The 19959-nt window shown below is 61.9% G+C and carries 14 protein-coding genes; 6 read left to right on the forward strand and 8 right to left on the reverse strand.

From position 1 onward, the window contains the following. Positions 1-17: 17 nt before the first annotated feature. A complete protein-coding gene (locus GE027_RS06015; RefSeq protein ID WP_202617337.1) occupies positions 18-1520 on the forward strand; it encodes a copper oxidase in 1503 nt (500 codons plus the stop codon). A gap of 225 nt (positions 1521-1745) precedes the next feature. Here the strand turns inward: GE027_RS06015 and GE027_RS06020 are convergent, their stop codons facing one another. Both GE027_RS06020 and GE027_RS06025 read right to left on the reverse strand, forming a co-directional pair. Further along, positions 1746-3221: a TolC family protein gene (locus GE027_RS06020; protein ID WP_153556285.1), complete on the reverse strand. Its 1476-nt coding sequence runs from the start codon at positions 3219-3221 to the stop codon at positions 1746-1748. A 43-nt stretch (positions 3222-3264) separates the two neighbouring features. Further along, positions 3265-3801: a hypothetical protein gene (locus GE027_RS06025; protein ID WP_153556286.1), complete on the reverse strand. Its 537-nt coding sequence runs from the start codon at positions 3799-3801 to the stop codon at positions 3265-3267. Positions 3802-4120: 319 nt separating this feature from the next. On the opposite strand from GE027_RS06025, the gene GE027_RS06030 reads away from it, so the two are divergent. Beyond that, a complete protein-coding gene (locus tag GE027_RS06030; protein WP_202617338.1) occupies positions 4121-4720 on the forward strand; it encodes a DUF421 domain-containing protein in 600 nt (199 codons plus the stop codon). Between the two features lie 442 nt (positions 4721-5162). Further along, positions 5163-6830 (forward strand): vitamin K epoxide reductase family protein, encoded by a 1668-nt coding sequence (locus GE027_RS06035; RefSeq protein WP_153556287.1) that lies wholly within the window; start codon positions 5163-5165, stop codon positions 6828-6830. A gap of 196 nt (positions 6831-7026) precedes the next feature. On the opposite strand, the gene GE027_RS06040 is transcribed toward GE027_RS06035, so the two are convergent. From GE027_RS06040 to GE027_RS06050, 3 genes are all read right to left on the reverse strand, one after another. Further along, on the reverse strand, positions 7027-8088 hold the full coding sequence (locus tag GE027_RS06040; RefSeq protein ID WP_237607326.1) for a potassium channel family protein: 1062 nt from the start codon (positions 8086-8088) through the stop codon (positions 7027-7029). 449 nt (positions 8089-8537) lie between these two features. After that, positions 8538-9635, reverse strand: a complete 1098-nt coding sequence (locus GE027_RS06045) for a mechanosensitive ion channel family protein (protein WP_153556289.1) — start codon at positions 9633-9635, stop codon at positions 8538-8540. 1028 nt (positions 9636-10663) lie between these two features. After that, positions 10664-12160, reverse strand: a complete 1497-nt coding sequence (locus GE027_RS06050) for a sulfatase (protein WP_153556290.1) — start codon at positions 12158-12160, stop codon at positions 10664-10666. 181 nt (positions 12161-12341) lie between these two features. On the opposite strand from GE027_RS06050, the gene GE027_RS06055 reads away from it, so the two are divergent. Further along, positions 12342-12758, forward strand: coding sequence for a CoA-binding protein (locus GE027_RS06055; protein ID WP_153556291.1), 417 nt, complete (start codon positions 12342-12344; stop codon positions 12756-12758). Between the two features lie 16 nt (positions 12759-12774). Next, positions 12775-14640, forward strand: a complete 1866-nt coding sequence (locus tag GE027_RS06060; protein ID WP_153556292.1) for a potassium/proton antiporter — start codon at positions 12775-12777, stop codon at positions 14638-14640. 6 nt (positions 14641-14646) lie between these two features. Here GE027_RS06060 and GE027_RS06065 read toward each other — a convergent pair whose 3' ends face one another. The 3 genes from GE027_RS06065 to GE027_RS06075 form a co-directional block, all read right to left on the reverse strand. Beyond that, entirely contained in the window at positions 14647-15411 is a 765-nt protein-coding gene (locus tag GE027_RS06065; protein WP_153556293.1) for a class I SAM-dependent methyltransferase, read from the reverse strand. Between the two features lie 123 nt (positions 15412-15534). Then, a complete protein-coding gene (arsC, locus tag GE027_RS06070; protein ID WP_153556294.1) occupies positions 15535-15882 on the reverse strand; it encodes an arsenate reductase (glutaredoxin) in 348 nt (115 codons plus the stop codon). Positions 15883-15990: 108 nt separating this feature from the next. Further along, entirely contained in the window at positions 15991-18348 is a 2358-nt protein-coding gene (locus tag GE027_RS06075; RefSeq protein WP_162006595.1) for a S9 family peptidase, read from the reverse strand. A 243-nt stretch (positions 18349-18591) separates the two neighbouring features. On the opposite strand from GE027_RS06075, the gene GE027_RS06080 reads away from it, so the two are divergent. Next, on the forward strand, positions 18592-19800 hold the full coding sequence (locus tag GE027_RS06080; RefSeq protein WP_162006596.1) for an alpha/beta hydrolase family protein: 1209 nt from the start codon (positions 18592-18594) through the stop codon (positions 19798-19800). The last annotated feature ends 159 nt before the right edge of the window (positions 19801-19959 follow it).

A 19959-nucleotide genomic window follows, 5' to 3' on the forward strand; every position in this document is an offset into this window, starting at 1 on the left:
GAACCCGAGAGAACGAGATGAGCAACCGTGATGATCGACGCCAGTTCTTGAAAGTCGGCAGCATCGCCGCTGCGGTTAGTGTGGCCGGTAACGCTCTCGCCCAGGACGCCGCGCAACAGCAGAACCAGCCCCTGCCCGAGGATCCCAAGGCGCCCGAGCCGGTGGGCCAGCCGAATGCCGCCCCGGATCTTCCCGAAGGAACCGAGGTCGAAGCCGAAATGGAGGGCTTCAGCCGCTTTAAACCCTCTCGAGGCAACGATCCCGATTCGCCCTACTACCTGGGCAAAATGATGCCAGGCTTCCGGCCGGCTGCCGCGGGCCCCGCACCCTTCGAAGCTCCCGACCTGACCAAGCTGCCCTGGAAGATGGTCGACGGTGTCAAGGAATTTCACTTGGTTCCGCAGGCCGTCCAGCGTGAGTTCCTGCCCGGCTATTTCATGAATGTGTACGGATACAACGGCAGCATGCCGGGGCCTACGATCGAAGTCAATCAAGGCGACCGCGTGCGCATCGTGGTCACCAACGAACTGCCCGAAGACACCTTTGTGCATTGGCACGGGTTTGAACTGCCCGTGCAGTACGACGGAGCGGCGACGCTGACGCAAAACCCGATTAAACCGGGTGGGACCATGGTGTATGAGTTTGACGTCCACGAGGAGGGCACATTCTTTTACCACTCACACGTTGCGATGCAGGAGGCGTTTGGGCAGGTCGGCTGGTTCATCGTGCATCCACGAAAAGTTTTCAACCCGCCTGTGGACCGCGACTTTGGGCTGATCTTTCAGAACTTTCATATCGACCCGACTCAGACCGTCAGCGATTCCTGGGCGATGGACTGGAGCTGGCATACGATCAACGGTCGCAGCGGTCCACTGACAACTCCGATGGTCTGCAAACACGGCGAACGCGTCCGCGTGCGGCTGCTGAACTTCGCCCCCATGCAACACCATCCGATCCATCTGCACGGGCACACGTTCTGGGTTACCGGCCACGAGGGGGCGCGAGCGCCCAGCACCGCCTGGATTCCCCGCAACAACTCTTTGGTGGGCGTCGCTCAGGCCACCGATTTCGAGTTCATTGCCAACAACCCGGGCGACTGGATTTTCCACTGCCACATGATTCACCACATGATGAACCACATGGTCCGTCAGGTAGGACCGCGGATTCGGGAGAACGTTAACGTCGATCGCTACCGCGCCGATACGACAACGCGGCCGGCCGTCGACTTCACTCGGCAAGGTCCGGCCTGGGACACGCCCGGTTATCCACAGAAAATGCAGGGCATGGAACGGACCATGGCGCAGATGCAGCGGCTGTGGCAACGCCGCGAAACCCGAGGCATGCGAGCCAATTACCCGATGGCGGTCAAAGGCCTGATGACCGTCATGCGGGTCCTGCCCGACGACCTGTATCGCTTGGTGATGGAAAGCGACCAACCGGTCGAGAAGGGCGCCGTGTTCGCCGAGATCGTGCGGCGATTCGGCGACCCCGAGCGGTATCAGGACGCGCCGCCGATGTGAGCGGCAACGGGCGCGACAACGCGGTCTCGAAAGCTAGCGGAATGAATTCTTAAAAAACTTTACTCCCCTCTCCCCCGCGGCGCCGCGAGCGTCAGCGAGTGAAGCGGTGGTGGGAGAGGGGCTGGGGGTGAGGGGGCTCAGGTGCAACTTACTGCAACTTAGCTTGGTGTAGAGTTGACGCTTCCGCCGCCCTATGCAGAACAAAAAGACAACGCCGCTGCACGACTACCGCGGTTTAGGCACGGCCGAGATATGCCCGGGCGGTTCGGGGCCGGTGGGCGCAGTTAACCCGCCGTGCAGCAGATAACCGGTAATCAACGTTTCGTTGCTGCGCCACGTGACCAGTTGCCGAACGTACTCCGCACGCAATTGGTAATACTTGATCTGTGCGTCCAAGACCTGCGGCCATGCAACGCGATCTTCCTTGTAGGCATCCAACAGCACTTCGTAGGCTCGTTTGGATTCGGGGACGATCACTGCCTGGTAACTGCGGACCTTTTGCATGGCCGTCAGGTATTGCTGGTACACTCCGGCCAGTCGCCGCTGCAGATCGAACTCGATGCGAGCGATCTCGGCTCGCTGCCGCACCACATCCGATTCCGCTTGCCGGATCGTCCCCTGGTTCCAGTCGTACAGCGGGATCTCCATCTGCAAGGCCGTGTTGTGGGTGTTCTGCTTGGCTTCGAAGTTGTGTCCGTAGCCGTAGGTGACGACGAGGTCGGGAATGGGTTCGACCGTTTCTCGGCGAACCTTCAACTCATCGGCGGCCAGTTTGGCTCGGGCGGCCAGAATCTGGGGACTGTCGCTGACCAGCCGATCCAGAGCTTGCTCGAAATCAATCGGCTCGACCGGCCCGTCCAATGCGCCGACCAGCGGCGCCGGCTGCATCCGCATTCCGGCCAGCGAAATTAATTCCCACCAAGCCGCGTTGAACTGGTTGCGGACCAGCAACAGGTCCAAGCGAGCTTGTTGCAGCACGATGTTCGCATCGTGCAGGTCCGCCCTGGTGGCCTGGCCCAGATTGTACAACTCGCGCGCGGTTATGACGCTGTCCTCGGCGTTCTTGAGGATCTCGTTGTGGATCTCGACCAGTTGTTGCTCGCCCAGTGTTCGCCAGTAGTGCATTCGAATGTCGTTCAGCACCTGGAACTCTTGCTCGAGGGCTCGCCACTGTGCGGCCCGCGTCGTTTGCAGGAACTTCGCTCGGCTCAGTTGCAGCTTTCGCCCCGTAACGATGCGCTGCGAAAACTCGACACCTTGCCACTCGCCGTTGGTACCGCCCACGCCCCACTGTTCCCCGACGTAGCGAACCAGGGGGTTGGGAACCAAACCCGCCTGGATGGCTTTGCCCAGTTCGCCTTGGATCTGGGCTTGGGCCTGGGCCAGTGTCGGATTGTGGCGGCAGGCCATCGCTTCGATCGCGTCGAGCGTCAGCGGTGCTTCGCCGGTCGCGAACATCGTTTCGGTCAGCCGCCGGGGCGAGGGCGGCACCGGCGGTGGTTCGGTGAACGCTTCTCCGACCCGTGGCCGCAGGTCCGCCTGCGACGTGGGCGGGGCGGGATTGCCAAGCCCACGGGCGCCGGGATCCGCCGACTGGGACTGCGTGGTCGGCGACTGGGCGTGCGCCGAAGCGGCAAGCATCGCGGTCAGACCGACGGCGAAGCAACGTCGCCCCAACGAGAACAAGGAAGTGCGTTTCATGCTCGAACCATCCATGGCGAGGAAGCAGCGATTGGGCGGAGTTTTAATTTCGATACGCTTCGGTGATCGCCTTCTTGCGAAGGATCATCCGCAAGGCGTGCTCGTACCAGTGCGTGGTGCAGGCGTCGCACACGGTCGGCGACATCGACAGTACGGGATCGTCGTCCGTGGGATCGGTGCCGTAGTAGATCGGGGGTGTGCACCCGCGGTAGCACGGTCCGGTGCACCGCACGGCCGGACGCGGTTGGCAACCGCCCCTGGCCAAAGGCAGCTCGGGAAGCACGGCCGGGCCTCCGGTCGCCAACGACAGTACTCCGCTGGGACGCGTGACGCTGGTCGGCAGGTCCGCCGGCGCGGTGGACGGATACGATGCTTCGGCGGCCGATCGGTCGGCAGCGTGCCGGTTGGCATTGGAGCCACCGGCGTGCGAAACCTGTCGGGTATCCGGCCCCGTCGTTGCGATCGTGACCGGCTTCGCCAGCCCCACGCGTCCGGATTCTTCTGCCATCGCCGGTTGGGACAGGGGGCAGAACATCGAGACGCTAACGACGAAGGACAGTGAAAGGACGAGGTGTCGCATCAGCAGAATTCCTATAAAGATTATTCGGCGACCAGTCGTAATGCACAGCCGTCGCAGGCAGGTCGTCGCCCACCAACGGCCTTGCTTCAGCCGCCATCATGCCTAGCTGGATATATCGGAAGTACGTCAGGGGGGTATCCAAGGAAAGCCAGTTTGTTCAGCGGGATCTATCGGGTAAGGATCGGGAGCTGCAGCGATGGGAGCGATTATGTCGACGTGCCCGAACCGGGACTCCGTCGCTTTTGCTCACTAGGCATGGATCTTGCTGCATTCCAATCGATAACGCGAAGTCGAAAACCACGATGAACAGACTCAGACGATGAATGAACTCAGCTGGAATATGGTGTTCGACGGCTGGACATCGGTCCTCCGCACCCTGTCCATCGGTACGTTTGCCTACGCGGCGCTCGTCGTCCTGCTGCGCGTCAGCGGCAAGCGGACGCTGTCGAAAATGAACGCTTTCGACTTCGTCGTGACGGTGGCCTTTGGTTCGACCCTGGCCACGGTGTTGATCTCGAAGGACGTCTCTCTGGCTCAGGGCGTCGTGGCGCTGGCGTTGTTGGTCGTCCTGCAGTTCATCAATACGTTCATTGCGGTTCGCTGGAAGTGGTACAGTGGCTTGATCAAGGCGACGCCGACCTTGGTTTTCTATCAGGGGCACTATCTGGACGATGCGATGCGTGCGCAGCGTTTGACGCAGGAGGAGGTACTGGCTGCGATGCGCAAGCAGGGCATCGCCGAACCAGACGAGGTCGCTGCGGTCATCATCGAAACCGAAGGGTCGCTGTCCATCATCCAGGACGGGCTCACCACTGCCGACGGATTGAAGGATCTGGGAGTGGACGTCAGTTCCGAGAAAGTGGCGTCGCTCGAGCAGCTGTCGAACGACCACACCTCGGCCGTTCGCGCCGAAGGTTGAGTAGGTTGCAACCTGTATTAATATTCCCCGATGCTGACGGAGCTTATCCCTACGAACGTTTGCTCCCCTCTCCCCGCCGGGCTGGGCAAGTGGTGCTTGCCCAGGCCGGCGGGGAGAGGGGTTGGGGGTGAGGGGCCTCCGGCGCAACTGCCTGTAACTTGACTCCATGTAGATTTGACGCATGCCGTAGCACTACACAGCACATAAGGACGAAGGCGGCACGTGGCAATCCCCCTCACCCCCGACCCCTCTCCCCCGAATCCTGACTCGCTTAGGCTCGCCAGGATTCGGGGGAGAGGGGAGTAAACGTTCGCACAAATCGATTGCACCCTTTCCGCCGCCCCATTCCATACCCTGGAACGGTATTTGCAAACATTCTCCACGGTTGGCGTGGCCGCGGAAAGCCCGCCGTGATTCGCCTCTCGATCAGTCAATCAGGACCATGAACGACCACGAGCGACCGGACGACGAATCGAAACCGGAGGGCGACGAAAAGCAGCACGAGCTGGGGATGGGGTCGCGCGGCGTGACGCGGCCCATGGCCGAAATGCAATTCCAGCAGGGCGAGCACGGCTCGCACGAGCAGCACGACGACCAACATAATCACGGCAAAGACGACAAGCAGGAGGGCGGCGACGAGCAGGGCGGGGGCGGTCATCACATGAGCCACGATGATCGGCTGCAGATGTTGCACATGCACCACAAGCAAACGCTGTGGATCTACTGGACGCTGCCCTTGCTGGGCATCTGGTTGCTGCTCGCGCCCTTTAGCTTCGGGTACTTGAACGAGCAGCTGTGGGTGGATCCCAGCGGCAACCGTGGTCCCTGGTTCGCGGAGGATTCGACGGCCGAGCTGCGGCAGTTGCGAGCGTGGTTGATGACGGTCAGCGATGTGGTCTGCGGCGCACTGCTGGTGGTGCTGGGGATGCGGTCGCTGAAGCCGAATCGTCCGTACAGCTTGTGGGCCTGTTGTGCGGTGGGCGTCTGGCTGACGCTTGCTCCCGTCCTGTTCTGGGCGCCCACGGCTGCCGCCTACGCCAACGACTCCTTCGTCGGCATTCTGGTCATGGCGCTGACGATCCTGATCCCCGGAATGCCCAATATGATCATGTACATGCAGCATGGTCCCGACCAGCCGCCGGGCTGGAGCTACAACCCGTCCAGCTGGCCGCAGCGATGGATCATGATCGTCACGGGCGTCGCGGGCTTCTTCGTCTCGCGGTACCTGGCCATGTACCAGCTGGGCTACATCGATTACGTCTGGGATCCGTTCTTTAGTTTCCAGTCCGGCAGCAAGAAGGTGCTGGATTCGAAGATGTCGCACATGTGGCCGATTTCCGACGGCGGCTTGGGCACGATCTCGTACACCTTCGAATTCCTGATGGGCTACATGGGCGCGTCGACGCGCTGGCGTACGATGCCCTGGATGGTGGCCTTCTTCGGCGTGCTGGTCATCCCGCTGGGGCTGACGCATATCTTCCTGGTGATCTCCCAGCCCGTCCTGGTGCACGCCTGGTGCACGATGTGTCTGCTGGCCGCGTTGATCATGTTGCCGATGATTCCGCTGGAGGTCGACGAGGTCGTCGCCATGTTCCAGCACATGCGTCAGGCCAAACGCCGCGGAGACCGCGATGGATCGGTGTGGACCGTTTTTTGGAAGGGCGGCAAGCCCGACGGTTGCACGCCGGACGAGCGCTCGCCGGCGATGATGGAGTTTGCCGATCACCCGGTCGCTGTGGTGCGAGCCTCGTTTTGGGGGATGAGTTTCCCTTGGACGCTGGTCGCCACGATGATGCTCGGCATCGTGATCATGTTCCTCCCTACGGCTTTCGGCGTCGACATCGAAACCACGGCTGCGGATATTGCGCATCTGGGCGGGGCGTTGATCGTGACGTTTTCGGTGATCTCGATGGGTGAAGTGATCCGCACGGGGCGATTGTTGAACCTGCCGTTGGCGGCGGCCGTGGTGATCGGTCCCTGGATGGCGGACCAAGCTCCAAGCGGCTTCGCCCTGGCGGCAACAGTGCTCGGCATCGCCGTCGCCGCTCTCTCGATTCCCCGCGGCAAGATCACCCAAACCTACGGAGCCTGGGACAGCTGGATCCGCTAGTGGCATAGGCAACCAGCCTGTGAACCCAGTGGCATAGGCAACCAGCCTGTGAACCCAGTGGCATAGGCTTCCAGCCTGTGAACCCAGTGGCATAGGCTTCCAGCCTGTGAACCCAGACCCCCAGCCGACCCCACCAACCTCGGGCGCTAAAGTCCAGGCTTCAGCCGCCCCGAGACCAGCCCGAATCGCCTAAAGGCTAGACTCCAGCGTCCCCGGCTGAACTCGTGAGACTTTGGACCTTGCCGCCACCCTCGGTTAACTGCTTCAGATCGTCATCCCACTGTTTGGCCAGTTCGCGATACCCGGCTTCGACCCGCCGGACGGCCGCTTCATCGCACAAGGGTTGCAACAGCCCCGCGAGATGATCTGCCAGTCGATGGCGTTCCTTATCCGTCCCGGCCGTGTCGCGCAGGAAATGCGTTTTGGTGTCCTTCAACATTTGCATGCTGGCGAACCACAAGCGATCGGCCGGCTCGGCGGGGATATTTGCCGGCAGCACGCCGTGCTGCTCCATCGCCCGCAGCAGCGTTGCCGCTTCCAGGCAGAACCCCAGCATGCGCGTCATCGCATACCGCGACTCGTTAAAGCGAAAGTAGTGCAGGGCCGGATAGAAGTGATGCGACTCCAGCATCTCGGCCATTTTAGAAGCCAAGGTAAACAGGTCCTGATACAGCAATTCCCAGTTCTGCGATCGGAAATACGACTGCAGATAAGCGGACGTGTCGCCGGTTCGCGCCGTGCGATACGCGATCTCGTCGGCAAACTGGTTCCGGCCGGCCAGCGTCGAATAGATCGAGATCACGTAAGCCAGCACGAGCGTAAAGAAGCTGAACCCCAATCCGGACACGGTGATCGTCACGATCCGCATCGAGTCCGTTTTGGGAACGAGGTCGCCCATGCCGAGCGTGGTCAGATTGAAGCCCGCGTAGTAGACCGCATTCAGAAAGTTGGTGTCCGGCATCTCGTGGGCGGACGTCATGATCCCGTTGCCCAGATGCGGCCAAGCGATCAGGGCCACGCCCAGCAGCAGAGTGGTCGCCCAGCAGAGGATCTGAAAGACGATCAACAGCGGCCCACAGCAGAACGTCAGCCGCCCTTCGTGGCCGAGCACCACCCGGCAAACCACATGATGCACACGAACGACGACGCCCGTCAGCGGTCCCACGACCGCGCGGGGATGCAGGACAGCCAGAAACGTTTCGAAGATCCCCAGCAGGACCAACAACGTTCCCCCGGCGATACAAATCCAATCAGTCACAACGCACGAGCTCCCAACAGTCCCACAGACAACCGCCATCCCAGCACATCGTTCCAAGACGTCGATGTTTCCACCACCTCACGCCGGGCAACCGACCCCACCCAATAGTTCTGTTCGGGGCTCGGCCCTGACTGAAAACCGGCTCCAACCAGACAAGGCTCCAAGCCTACCACCTCCGCTCCCACCGGGAAACGTGACCAGACCCGCCGCCCAATCGGGCGATGTCCCGCTCTCACGACATCCAAACCATAACCATGAACAGTAATGCAGCGATGGCGAAGATGAGCATTAGCCCTCCACAGCCAATGGAATTATTGGACCCGCTTACATCGCCGAATGAAAAAAAGTCGTCTAGCAAGGTACTGACTTCATTGCTGGATTGAGTGATAGGCCAAGAGCTCGTGGAGACCGGGGCCTTTCGCCCAAACGGCTCGACATGGCACGGGGCGTTAACGCGTAGAGTTCGTCTTCGCGTCGGGTCTCATGTCTTCGACGTAGAGAGTTTGCGTTGGGAACGCGAACTCGGCGCCGACCTGCTCGATTCTTTCGTGCAGCGATAGATTGATCGCTTGCTGGATGTCCATGTAGGCCGCGTAGTCGGGAGTCAAAACGTAGTAGACGGTCTCGAAGTTCAGCGAGAAATCGCCGAACGATTTGAAGTGAGCTCGATCAAAGCGGACGTTCTCCTGCTCTTCGACGCTGGCTCGCAAGAGATCCGGTACCTGCTGCAGGACCGAACGCGGGGTGTCGTAGGTCAAGCCGACGCTGAAAACGACGCGACGCTCGGACATGAGCTTGAAATTCTGAATCCGGCTTTGCAGCAGGTCGTTGTTCGAAAACACCAACTGCTCGCCCGATAGGCTCTGAAGGCGAGTGGTTTTCAGGCCGATGTTTCGCACCGTGCCGGACTTGTCGCCGACCACGATGAAATCACCCGGCACAAAGGGTTTGTCAAACACGATCGAGAGGGACGCCAGCAGATCGCCGAGGATGTTCTGCACCGCGAGAGCGACGGCGATCCCGCCCACCCCCAGTCCGGCGATCAAGGCGGTGACGTCGACACCCAGGTTGTCCAGGGCCAGCAGGAACAGGATCGTGAATAGGACCAGTTTCCCGATCATCGCGAGCGCCGAGACCGTCATGGCTGCCGCCGGATCATCGGGGCGACGCCGCTCGACGTAGCCCGCGGCGCCGGCCGTGATCAGGGTGTGCCCCCAGATGGCCATTTGCAACAGAAGGATCAACACCATGACCGCTTCGAGCACATCGCGAGTGCGTTCTCCCGGTAGCTCGATCATGTAACTGCCGCAAAAGACGGCGAACGCGAGCACGAACCACCAGCGCGTTTGTCGCAGCGATTCCACCGCGGCGTCGTCCCACACGGTCGTGCTTCGCTCGGCAAACTTGGCAACTCGCCAAACCACGATGCTGCGAATCAGATAGACGATGACAAGGGTCGCGAAAAAGACGATCACGGCCGCGATCCACTGCCCCTCGACATCACCTACCCCATAGGCCGACAGATACTCGTTCAGCTTCTCTCGCATTTGCAAATACACGGCTTCGACATTCCCGACGCGTTGAAAAGGAACCTGGCTGGATTGCCAATGTTTTTGCAAAGCCTAACCGATGAGCTCGTTCGAAGGCGAGGTGCCTCGGTGCTATGGGATAGCAGAGCATACGTTTTACCGGTGCACACCGTCCCTGCGCTGTCTGCACGCCGACCCGTTGCAGACTGATGTGCAGGCAGAGGGCTTTTCGCGTGCCCAACGGTGGCCGAACCATCAGCCGCAGGGCGCTAGCCCACGGTTCGGTTGCGCGACGTTTCGCGCTGAAGCGGCAGGACCAGGAACCGTACGCTAGCGCGTCAGCGGCTGATGGGCGCGCGGTAGCAGTAACCACATTAGCCGCAGGGCGCTAGGCCCCGGTTCGGTTGCGCGATGCATCGCGGTGAATCGGCGCGACAAGGAACCGTACGCTAGCGCGTCAGCGGCTGATAGAGGCGCGGCCGTATCGTTATCAGCCGCAGGGCGCTAAGCGCGTCGCAAAATTGTAGTTGGGCATTACTCTCTCTCCTGAGACTCTTCAAACACCGGATCGCACTTCCGGGTCTCGCGGAATCCATTCTATTCCAATTTTTACTCCCCTCTCCCCCGAATCCTGACTCGCTTAGGCTCGCCAGGATTCGGGGGAGAGGGGTGAGAATAATTTTGTTTCTACAGTACTATCAGCCGCAGGGCGCTAGCCCACGGTTCGGTTGCGCGATGCATCGTGGTGAATCGGCAAGACAAGGAACCGTACGCTAGCGCGTCGCGGCTGATGGGCCCCCGGCCACCCCATCATCAGCCGCAGGGCGCTAGCCCACGGTTCGGTTGCGCAACGTTTCGTGGTGAAGCGGCAGGACCAGGAACCGTACGCTAGCGCGTCGCGGCTGATGGCCCGCGTGGCGGCAGTAACCGCATCAGCCGCAGGGCGCTAGCCCACGGTTCGGTTGCGCGACGTTTCGTGGTGAAGCGGCAGGAAAAGGAACCGTACGCTAGCGCGTCAGCGGCTGATAGAGACAAGGAACCGTACGCTAGCGCGTCAGCGGCTGATAGTTTGCCGGGCGCCAGGGTTGGCGGCCGTCTTTCTCCTGCAGGAACTTGGCGTCGACGTCTTTGTACCACTTGTGTAGACGCCGCCGCATGTCGCGAACCCGCTCGGGCATCTCGTCGGCTAGGTCGTGTCGTTCGCCGATGTCGGCTTCGAGGTCGTACAGATGGACTCGGCCGTCTTCGTAGCGTTCGAATAATTTGTACTGCCCCATCCGGATGGCTCCGCCGGGGATGCCGCCCTGGTTGCTGTAGTGCGGGTAGTGCCAGTACAGGGCTTCACGATCGAGCTGCTTGCCTTCCAGAGCCGGTCGAAGGTCGACGCCGTCCACGCCAGCGGGGACGTCCAGATCGGCCGCCGCGGCGATCGTCGGCAATAGGTCGATCGAGCAGATCGGTTCGTGCGATACCGAGCCCGATTCGGTGACGCCGGGGTAGCGGATGATCCAGGGTTCGCGGATCCCGCCCTCGTACACCCAGCCCTTGCCGCCGCGAAGCGGCAGATTGCTGGTCGGCGACCCTTCGCTGGTCGACAACCCGCCGTTGTCGGACGTGAATACGATGACCGTCGAATCGGCGAGGCCCGACGCTTCGATCTGCGTCATGACTTTTCCCACTGCTTGATCCATCGCTTCGACCATCGCGGCGTACACCGCGTGATCCTGCAGGATGCGAACGCGTCGCGGGCGGTTGCCGAACACCTGCTCCTCTTCGGCAAACGCTTCGCCCTCGATCTCGGCGGCTCGCTTTTTATATTTCTCTACCAGATCCGGTCGACCCATCAGCGGCGTGTGCACCGAATAGAACGCCAAGTAGGCGAGAAAGGGTTCGTCGCGGTGTTCGGCGATGAACGCCGCGGTGTCCCGAGCCAAGCGGTCCGGCAGATGGTCGCCGGGAGGGCTTTCCCGCTGCATCTCGGGGTTCTCAAACGGAGCGAAATACCGCTTTCCCGTGTAGGGTCCGCCGCGGTGATGTCCGCCGATGTTGACGTCAAAGCCCTGAGCCTGCGGATAATGCGACTCGCTCTCGCCCAGGTGCCATTTGCCGGCGAAGAAGGTCGCATAGTCCTTTTGCTTGAGCAGCTCGGCGATCGTCGTTTCCGACAGCGGCATGTTGCTGTTCAGTGGAGCCGGATGAAATCGCCCCGAACGCTTGCCGGAAAAGAAGTTCGTCGCTTGGACGCGCGTCGGATACTTGCCGGTCATCAAGCTGTACCGTGTGGGCGAACACACCGGATTGGCGGCGTAACCGTCGGTAAACCGCATCCCCTGGGCCGCCAACCGATCGATGTTGGGCGTGTCGTAGAAACAGTCTGGGTTGTTGGCGCCAATGTCCATATAGCCCAGGTCGTCGACCAGAAAGACCACGAAATTCAGCGGGCGTCCTGCGTCTTCGGCTTGAGCGTTTCTCGTGCACGGCGAAAAACTGACGGCGATCAATAGAATGACGACAAGCGGTAGCAGCGGGATGCGGAGAGGCATAGGAGTTCTTTGCAGGACAAAAGTGGATCTGATTAAAGGGAAAACCACCTGTGCAGACGATAACTGACGGTTCCGTCCCCAGCAAATGCCCCGCCCCCCAACGCGCCGGCGGCCGGAAGTCATCGCGTCGGCCCGGATTCCACCCTGGCCCGAGCCGCCGGCGACTCGGTACAATGAACCGATGGATAAAATCGAACGCTTTCTCACCGCCCGCTCCTACGCCGTTGCCGGAGCTTCCACGCGACAGCACAAATACGGCAACAAAGTCTTTCGTGCGCTGCTGGCCGCCGACCGCAAGGTGTATCCGCTGAACCCCGCGCAGGAGGAAGTCGAAGGACACCGTGCCTATCCGAAAATCGACGATTTACCTGAGGTCCCTGAGGCGTTGTCGATCATCACACCGCCGGAGGTTACCCGGCGAGTCGTCGCCGATGCGGTGGCCGCGGGCGTCAAGCATATCTGGATGCAGCCCGGCGCCGAAGACGACCAGGCGTCGCAACTGGCGCGCGATGCCGGAGTCAACGTCATCGACGACGGCAGCTGCATTCTGGTCGTGTTGACCGGCCTGCGGTCGAGACTTGATCAACGTCCCGAATGAGCGGTGATCCACGGTCATGCTGAGTGTGGAGTCGTTGATCCTTTTTACCGGCGTGCTGTTGCTGCTGGGCATTGCGTCGAACACGTTTTCGACGCGGATGGGCGTGCCGGTTCTGTTTTTGTTCCTGGTCGTGGGGATGCTGGCCGGATCCGAAGGCGTCGGCGGGATCGAATTCGAAGATTATTCGCTGGCCTACGCCATCGGCACCGTTGCGCTCAGCATCATCCTGTTTGATGGCGGCCTGCGGACGCCGCTGCATACGGTGCGGAGCGTCTGGAAACCGGCGGCCGTGCTGGCCACGCTGGGCGTCGTAATTACGGCGGTGATCACCGGCCTGGCAGCTTCCTGGATCCTGCAGATCAGCTTACTCGAAGGCTTGCTGTTGGGCAGTATTGTCGGTTCCACCGATGCGTCGGCCGTGTTCTCGGTGCTGGGATCCGGGGGAGTGAACATCCGTCGCAAGCTAGCGGACATCCTGGAACTGGAGAGCGGCTCGAACGACCCGATGGCCATTTTCATGACCGTTGGACTGATCCAGGTGCTGACCAACAGCATGCCACTGGGTGTTGGATTGGCGATGTTGTTTGTCAACCAACTGGTCATCGGATGCGTGGCCGGGTGCGCGGTAGGCTACGGTGGCGTTTGGGTTTTGCGGAACGTCCAACTGGGCGCGGCCGGACTGTACCCGGTGTTGGCGACCGCCCTGGCCCTGTTGGCCTTTGGATTGGCGGCCATTCTGGGTGGCAGCGGCTTTCTGGCGGTCTACCTGACGGGCATCGTGATCGGCAACCAACGACCGATCTTTCACCGCGGCATTCTGTTGTTTCACGACGCGGCGGCGTGGATTTGTCAGATCCTGATGTTTATGACCCTGGGCCTGTTGAGCTTTCCCAGCCGACTGCTGGAGGCTTCGGGCGTGGCCCTCTTGATCTCGGCGGTGTTGATCTTTGTGGCTCGCCCGATCGCCGTGTTCCTCTGCGGCGGGATGTTTCGTTTTTCGCTGCGCGAGATGTCCTTTTTGTCGTTGGTCGGGTTGAAGGGAGCGGTACCCATCACGCTGGCGACGTTTCCGATGCTGGCCGGATTGTCCGGTGCCGACCAGGTATTCGACACGGTCTTCTTTGTGGTCCTGGTTTCGGCGTTGATCCAGGGCTGGCCGCTGCCGCTGGTGGCGAGGCTGCTGAAGGCCGAAGAGCCGGCCCGGTTCCGTCCGCCGGTCAGCCTCGAGATCAGTTCGCTGCACAACGTCGACGGCGATATCGTCGATTACACTGTCGACGCCTCCTGTCCAGCGGCCGGCCGGCAGATCAAGGAATTGGCGCTGCCCGATGGCGTCGTCGTCGCACTGCTGGTCCGCGGCACCGAAATTATTCCGCCGCAGGGACGCACTCGCGTGTTGGTCGGCGATAACGTGATCGTGGTCCTGCGACCTGCGGTCCGAGCTTTGGTGGATCGCGTGTTCACGCCGCGTCCGGCCGACGCTATCCAGCTGCCCGCGGCGGTCGAGTTTCCGCTGCGGGGGTCGATCCGTGTTCGCGATCTGGAACAGTTCTATGGTCTGAGAATGAATGCGGCGCCCGATTGCACGCTGGAGGACTTTATGCGTTCGCAGCTGCCCAGCCAGGAGGTCCACCCCGGGGCGCTCGTCCACCACAACGGCCTCCGATTCCGCGTGCGAGAAATCGCTGCCCGCGGCACGATCGAGTACGTGGGAATGACGTTCTCAGCCGCACCGGATCCAGCCGCCCAGACGGAGGCGGCGGAAAAGACCAAGCCAACGGAAAAGACCAAAGCGGAGTCCGGCCCGGCGGCGTCGACCAAGTCCTCGAAGGCTCCAGACGCCGCTTCCGATTCTCCAGAACGACCGGACTCTGAGCGGTGAGCAGGCCTACTGCGCGGCGGATGCTTCCGCCGCTTGGGGTTTGCGAAACCGCAGCAGATAGTTTTCTTCGAACCCGTCGATCGAAACTTCATCGCGAAACTCGAAACCGGCCTGTAAGACTTCGCGGCGAAACGTCTCCTTGCCCGCCCGCACATGGTTCATCAGAAATTCTCGAGTCACGCCGGGAATGCGTTCAAAATCGATCAGCACCAGGCGTCCGCCGGGTTTGAGCGCGCGGCGGATCGAGGCCAGCGTGCGCGGCGGGTATTCAAAGTGGTGGTAGGTGTCGCAGATGAACACCAGGTCGACCGATTCGGGCGGCAGAGTGACCGACAAACTGGTGCCCAGCACCGCCGTCAGGTTGGTCACGCCGTCGTCGAGCGCTTGCTCAGTAATATGCTGCAGGAAGACCGGCGAGATGTCGACGGCGTACACCCAGCCGCCGGGCAAACTGTGTTCGGCGAACAAGCGGCTGTAGAAGCCGGTCCCCGCCCCCACGTCTGCGATGCGATCGCCCGGCCGGATCTCGCAGGCCTCGAGCACTTGTTGGCGAGCGGCGAAAACTTCACGGCTTTCAATCTCGAACCGCCCCAGCCACTCCGCGATGTCCATGTCGGGATCGACAAAGTTGCGGTTGATCCCCTCTGGCAGGTTCGCCGGCCGCTGGTCGGCCGCGGGCGGGTCGACCGTACGCGGGGGTGCAACCGGCGGCTGGGCAACAAGGCCGGCGGGCAGCAGTAACAGAGACAGAACCCATCCGAGCTGACGCATTACGTCCTCACTGAAACAGAGTTGGTGGACCGTTCGCGGCATTTCGAACGCCGGCGATTAGACGTGGACTATCTTAACGCCCAAACGATCGGCCGTTACGAAGGCCGCCGACCGAACGGGGCCCTAGCGCAGGATCTCCAGGACATTCTCGGGCGGGCGTCCGATGGCCGCCCGGTTGCCGTGCACGACGATCGGCCGTTCGATCAGTTTGGGATGATCGGCCAGCGTTTTGATCCACTGTGCCTCGGACAGCTCGGCACCTTTCAGGCCCAGCTCGGCAAACAGTTTCTCCTTGGTTCGCACCAATTGTTTGGGTTCGATTCCCAGCAGCCGGATGATCTCGGTCAGCTCCGCTTCGCTGGGCGGCTGATCCAAATACCGCACCACGTCCGCGTCGATGCCGTGTTCTTCCAGCAGGGCCAGCGTCTGTCGCGACTTGGTACAGCGAGGATTGTGATAAATCTTGGTCATTCGTTGTCGTTGCGAGTCAAAGGAGGAGAATGGGTTTGATTCTTTCGGAGTCGCCGATCTCGCCACAGATTGGATCGAGACGGCGACAAGGTCCAACGTCGACCGGCTTCAGCCACGGCCAGGACCAGAGATTAAATGCCGACGCAGAAACCGGGTGACCATTTGCATCATGTGGTAGACTTGGGCCGGATCGCGGACGCCGTGTTGGGCGCCGGGATAGAGCATCATTTCGAACGGTTTGCCCGCGTCCTGCAGGGCTCGGACCAACTGCAGAGTATTGGCCGGATGCACGTTGTCGTCCAGTTCGCCGTGAATCAACAGCAGCGCCCCGTGCAGGTCCTTGGCCGCCTTGCTGACCGAAGTTCGCTCGTAGCCCTCGGCGTTGTCCTCGGGCAACCCCATGTACCGCTCGGTGTAGATGGCGTCGTAATTGCGCCAGTCGGTCGGCGCGCCGCCGGCAACACCGGCCGCGAACGCGGTGCTGTGCGTCATGGCATAGGCGGTCAAGAATCCGCCGAAGGACCAGCCCCGCAGCGCGATCGCATCGGGATCGACCCAAGGCCGTTCCCGCAGCCACTCCACCGCCGCCAGCGTGTCGGCCAGTTCGACCTCGCCGACGCGGCGGTGGATCGCCCAGGTATCCGCGATGCCCCGCCCGGCACTGGAACGGTTGTCGGTGACCAACACCGCAATGCCCTGCTGGGCAAGCATCTGGCGATACAGGTACCGCGTGCCCGCGTAGCGATCGACGGCCGAGGGCGCCTGGGGACCGCCGTAGGTTTCGATTAAAACCGGCGTCAGCGCGTCGTCGCGACCGCGTTCTTGCGGGGGGCGAATCAGGTAAGCGGGCAGGTCGAAGCCGTCCTCGGTGGGAATCGTTAACCAGCGGACGGGCAGCGTCGCCGCGGTCACTTCCGCGGGGCCGATCAGCACTCGAGGCCGAATCCGCCTGCTCGGAAAAGATCCCTCCCGATCGCTGGAATTGCCCCGGTCGACCTGATGGGTCTCGTCGCCCTGATGGGTCTCGTCGCTCTCGTGGGTCTCGTTTGCTTGCTCCTTCCCGCGGGCGGAATCGCCCAGTGGAAACACGCGGAGGGCCGGTGGCGTCTGCAGAGTGCTAAAGCGGTCCAGCATCCAGCGTCCGTCGGGCGAGAACTCCGGCTCGTGCCAACCGCGTTGGTGCGTGACGGGGACGATGCTGGTTTCAAACGACTCCGCATCCTCGGACCTCCCGCGAACGTCCACGCGGTAGACCTGTTGGCCAACCGAGCCCCGCTGGCGGTCGCCCGTTACGTACAGCGTCCTGCCATCGGCGTTGACCTGGACAATTTCGCGGACGTCCATATCGCCGGGGGTCACCGCGACTCGCAACCGCGCATCGGGCGATACATACCACACCCGGCGGCGGCCCAGGGGTTGGTCGCTGAGCCAGTAGAAACCGCCGCCGGGCAACCAATGCGGTTCGCCCAGGACTTCCACCCACGTCGTGCTCTCCTCGCGGAGCAGGGTTTGCCCCACCAGCGGAGACGCCGTGTGCACTTCGCCCGCCACCGGTTCGCTCAGCCGCAGCTCCAACCAACTTTGAATGCGGTTCATCACCTGGTACACGACGCGGTCGCCGCCGGGGTGCCAGCCGACGCGAACCACCAACTGCTCACGCTCCTCCGCGGCGGGTTGGTAGATGGGTTTGATGTGTCCCTGGGTATCGGCGATCCAAAGTTCCGCGACGGGAATCGGGTCGCCCACCTTGGGGTAACGCGTCACCAGCGTATCGCCGCGCGGCGTGCGGCTGTCGGCCAAGGTATAGGGATACACGCGAGAGATATCCAGCCGCAAGAATGCCAGATGGTCGCTGCCGGGGCTCCACCAGAAGGCTTTAAAATTGCCTCGCCCGTAAAGTTCCTCCTGATACGACCAATCCAGGATCCCATTCAGCTGTGTCTCCGAGCCGTCCGAAGTCACGCGAACGCGGCGTCCGCTGGCCACGTCCAGGATGTATAAATCGCCGGCTTCGACATAGGCCAGCCGGTTTCCATCGGGACTGAGCGTGGGGTTGTGCCAGGACCGTGCGTCGCGGGTGATCCAGTGCATGTCGCCATCCTCGTGGTACAGCACCAAGCCATCATCGCGACGCTGCAGGCCTTGGCGGTCGGGACGGCGCTGCGTCCAGGGCCGCTGGGTTTCGGCCTGCAAATCAAACTCGATCCAACGCTCGCCCCGCTTCATCACCAACCGGCTGCGATCCGCGTCGCCCATCCAAAACGTTTCAGGTAGATCGGGGCCATCGAAGTCGTGCCGTTTCTCGGGATGAAACAGCGACCGCACCGACAGCGGCGGCGTTTCCGCAGCCTTCGCTTCGGCAGTTTCCGCTGCAGACGCAACATCCGCAGCCGTTGCGGGCAAGACGGCGGTCAACATCCAGACATACAACGCGTTTCGCAGCGAAGAAGAAAAACCAGTAGACATAGCGGGTTTCGAGTCGTGGAAAGGATTGTGGGTCGGAATGTCTAGCTTCATCGCGGCGCTGCGATCTTGCAACGTGTCGCCGGCTCCGGGATCATAGGCACGCCTGCTTCCCGCGGCCGAACCGATGCGAAGCCCGTCGGTTGTTTTGCCGTTCTCTGTTTCCTAGAAGGATAAACCATGCGTCCGATCTGTTGTGTGTACTGCTGCTTACTGTTTTGCATGGCGGTTTTGAACAGGACCTCTGTGGCAAACGGCGCAGACAAACCGTGGCAGGCTGACCCGGAATTGGTCGAGAAGAAATCGCGGCCGGGCAGCGAGATTAATTATCACGAATCCAAGGTGCCCAGTTACGACCTGCCGGATCCGCTGGTCGATTCCGCAGGCGAAGCGGTTACGGCCGAGTCCTGGCCGCAGCGGCGAGAGGAATTGATGGAGTTGTTCCGCGAGCACGTCTACGGCCGGCGGCCTTCGGTGCCGTATCGTTTGAACGCCATCAACGTCGCGCGGCACGAAGGCGTGTTCGAGGGCGCGGCGGACGCCCGCGAGTTGAAACTGGAGATCACCTCGGGCGGGGAATCCTATGCATTCACGCTGCTATTGTTCACACCCACCGGCAAGGTCGCCGGCGACGAATCCAAGCGTCCGGCCATCGTGTTTTTGAACAACCGCGATTTCCCGACGCTCAAACAAGCCATCGAGGAGCCGAATGATTTTTGGCCGGTACGTCAGATCTGCGAGCGAGGCTTCGTCGCGGCATCGGTGTCTACCAAGCAGATTGACCCCGACGCCAAGGGCAAATTCGACGAAGGCCTCCGCGGATTCTTTGCGCGGGTTTCCGGAACCGGCCCCGACGAACACTCCTGGGGAGCCCTGTCGGCCTGGGGCTGGGGCCTCAGTCGAGTGGTCGACTATCTGTTGACGATGCCGGAGGTCGACCCGGACCGGATCGCCGTGGTGGGGCATTCGCGAGGCGGGAAAGCCGCGTTGTGGGCCGCCGCCGAAGATCCGCGGATCGCCGTCGCCTACAGCAACAATTCCGGCTGCGGGGGCGCCGCCCTCTCGCGGCGAGAGTACGGCGAGACGGTCAAGCGAATCACCACCGCGTTTCCGTACTGGTTCTGCAAACACTTTGCCTCCTATGGCGACCGCGTGGCGGAATTGCCCGTGGACCAGCACCAGTTGATCGCCTTGATCGCCCCCCGCAGCGTCTACGTCACGAGCGCCACCGAAGATCTCTGGGCGGATCCGCGCGGCGAGTACCTGAGTCTGATCAACGCCGCACCCGTTTTCGAACGGCTGGGCAAATCGGCCGTTTCGAACCCGCAAATGCCGGCCGCCGATCAACCCCGTACCTCCGGCCAAACCGGCTACCACATCCGCAGCGGCATCCACAACCTGACGCCGACCGACTGGCAGCACTTCATGGACTTCATGAAGACGCTGGAAGATTAAGCGCTCTGGCGTGCTTCCGGGCGCCGGCGCACGGGATTATCTTGTGGCCGTTTCGCGGCGGCGAAGCACGGCGCAACATTTAATTCGGCTTTGACTCTCCCTCTGGGAGAGTCGGGCTCTTAGGCCCGGAGAGGGTTTTGGTAGGACCCTCCCCGGGCC

Origin of the sequence: Roseimaritima sediminicola (genome assembly GCF_009618275.1) — a bacterium.
GTDB lineage: Bacteria > Planctomycetota > Planctomycetia > Pirellulales > Pirellulaceae > Roseimaritima > Roseimaritima sediminicola.

Excerpts from the sequence above, each read along its gene's own strand:
- GE027_RS06015 (WP_202617337.1), top strand. The coding sequence starts at position 18 with ATGAGCAACCGTGATGATCGACGCCAGTTCTTGAAAGTCGGCAGCATC.
- GE027_RS06020 (WP_153556285.1), bottom strand. The coding sequence starts at position 3,221 with ATGAAACGCACTTCCTTGTTCTCGTTGGGGCGACGTTGCTTCGCCGTC.
- GE027_RS06025 (WP_153556286.1), bottom strand. The coding sequence starts at position 3,801 with ATGCGACACCTCGTCCTTTCACTGTCCTTCGTCGTTAGCGTCTCGATG.
- GE027_RS06030 (WP_202617338.1), top strand. The coding sequence starts at position 4,121 with ATGAATGAACTCAGCTGGAATATGGTGTTCGACGGCTGGACATCGGTC.
- GE027_RS06035 (WP_153556287.1), top strand. The coding sequence starts at position 5,163 with ATGAACGACCACGAGCGACCGGACGACGAATCGAAACCGGAGGGCGAC.
- GE027_RS06045 (WP_153556289.1), bottom strand. The coding sequence starts at position 9,635 with ATGCGAGAGAAGCTGAACGAGTATCTGTCGGCCTATGGGGTAGGTGAT.
- GE027_RS06050 (WP_153556290.1), bottom strand. The coding sequence starts at position 12,160 with ATGCCTCTCCGCATCCCGCTGCTACCGCTTGTCGTCATTCTATTGATC.
- GE027_RS06055 (WP_153556291.1), top strand. The coding sequence starts at position 12,342 with ATGGATAAAATCGAACGCTTTCTCACCGCCCGCTCCTACGCCGTTGCC.
- GE027_RS06060 (WP_153556292.1), top strand. The coding sequence starts at position 12,775 with ATGCTGAGTGTGGAGTCGTTGATCCTTTTTACCGGCGTGCTGTTGCTG.
- GE027_RS06065 (WP_153556293.1), bottom strand. The coding sequence starts at position 15,411 with ATGCGTCAGCTCGGATGGGTTCTGTCTCTGTTACTGCTGCCCGCCGGC.
- arsC (WP_153556294.1), bottom strand. The coding sequence starts at position 15,882 with ATGACCAAGATTTATCACAATCCTCGCTGTACCAAGTCGCGACAGACG.
- GE027_RS06075 (WP_162006595.1), bottom strand. The coding sequence starts at position 18,348 with ATGTCTACTGGTTTTTCTTCTTCGCTGCGAAACGCGTTGTATGTCTGG.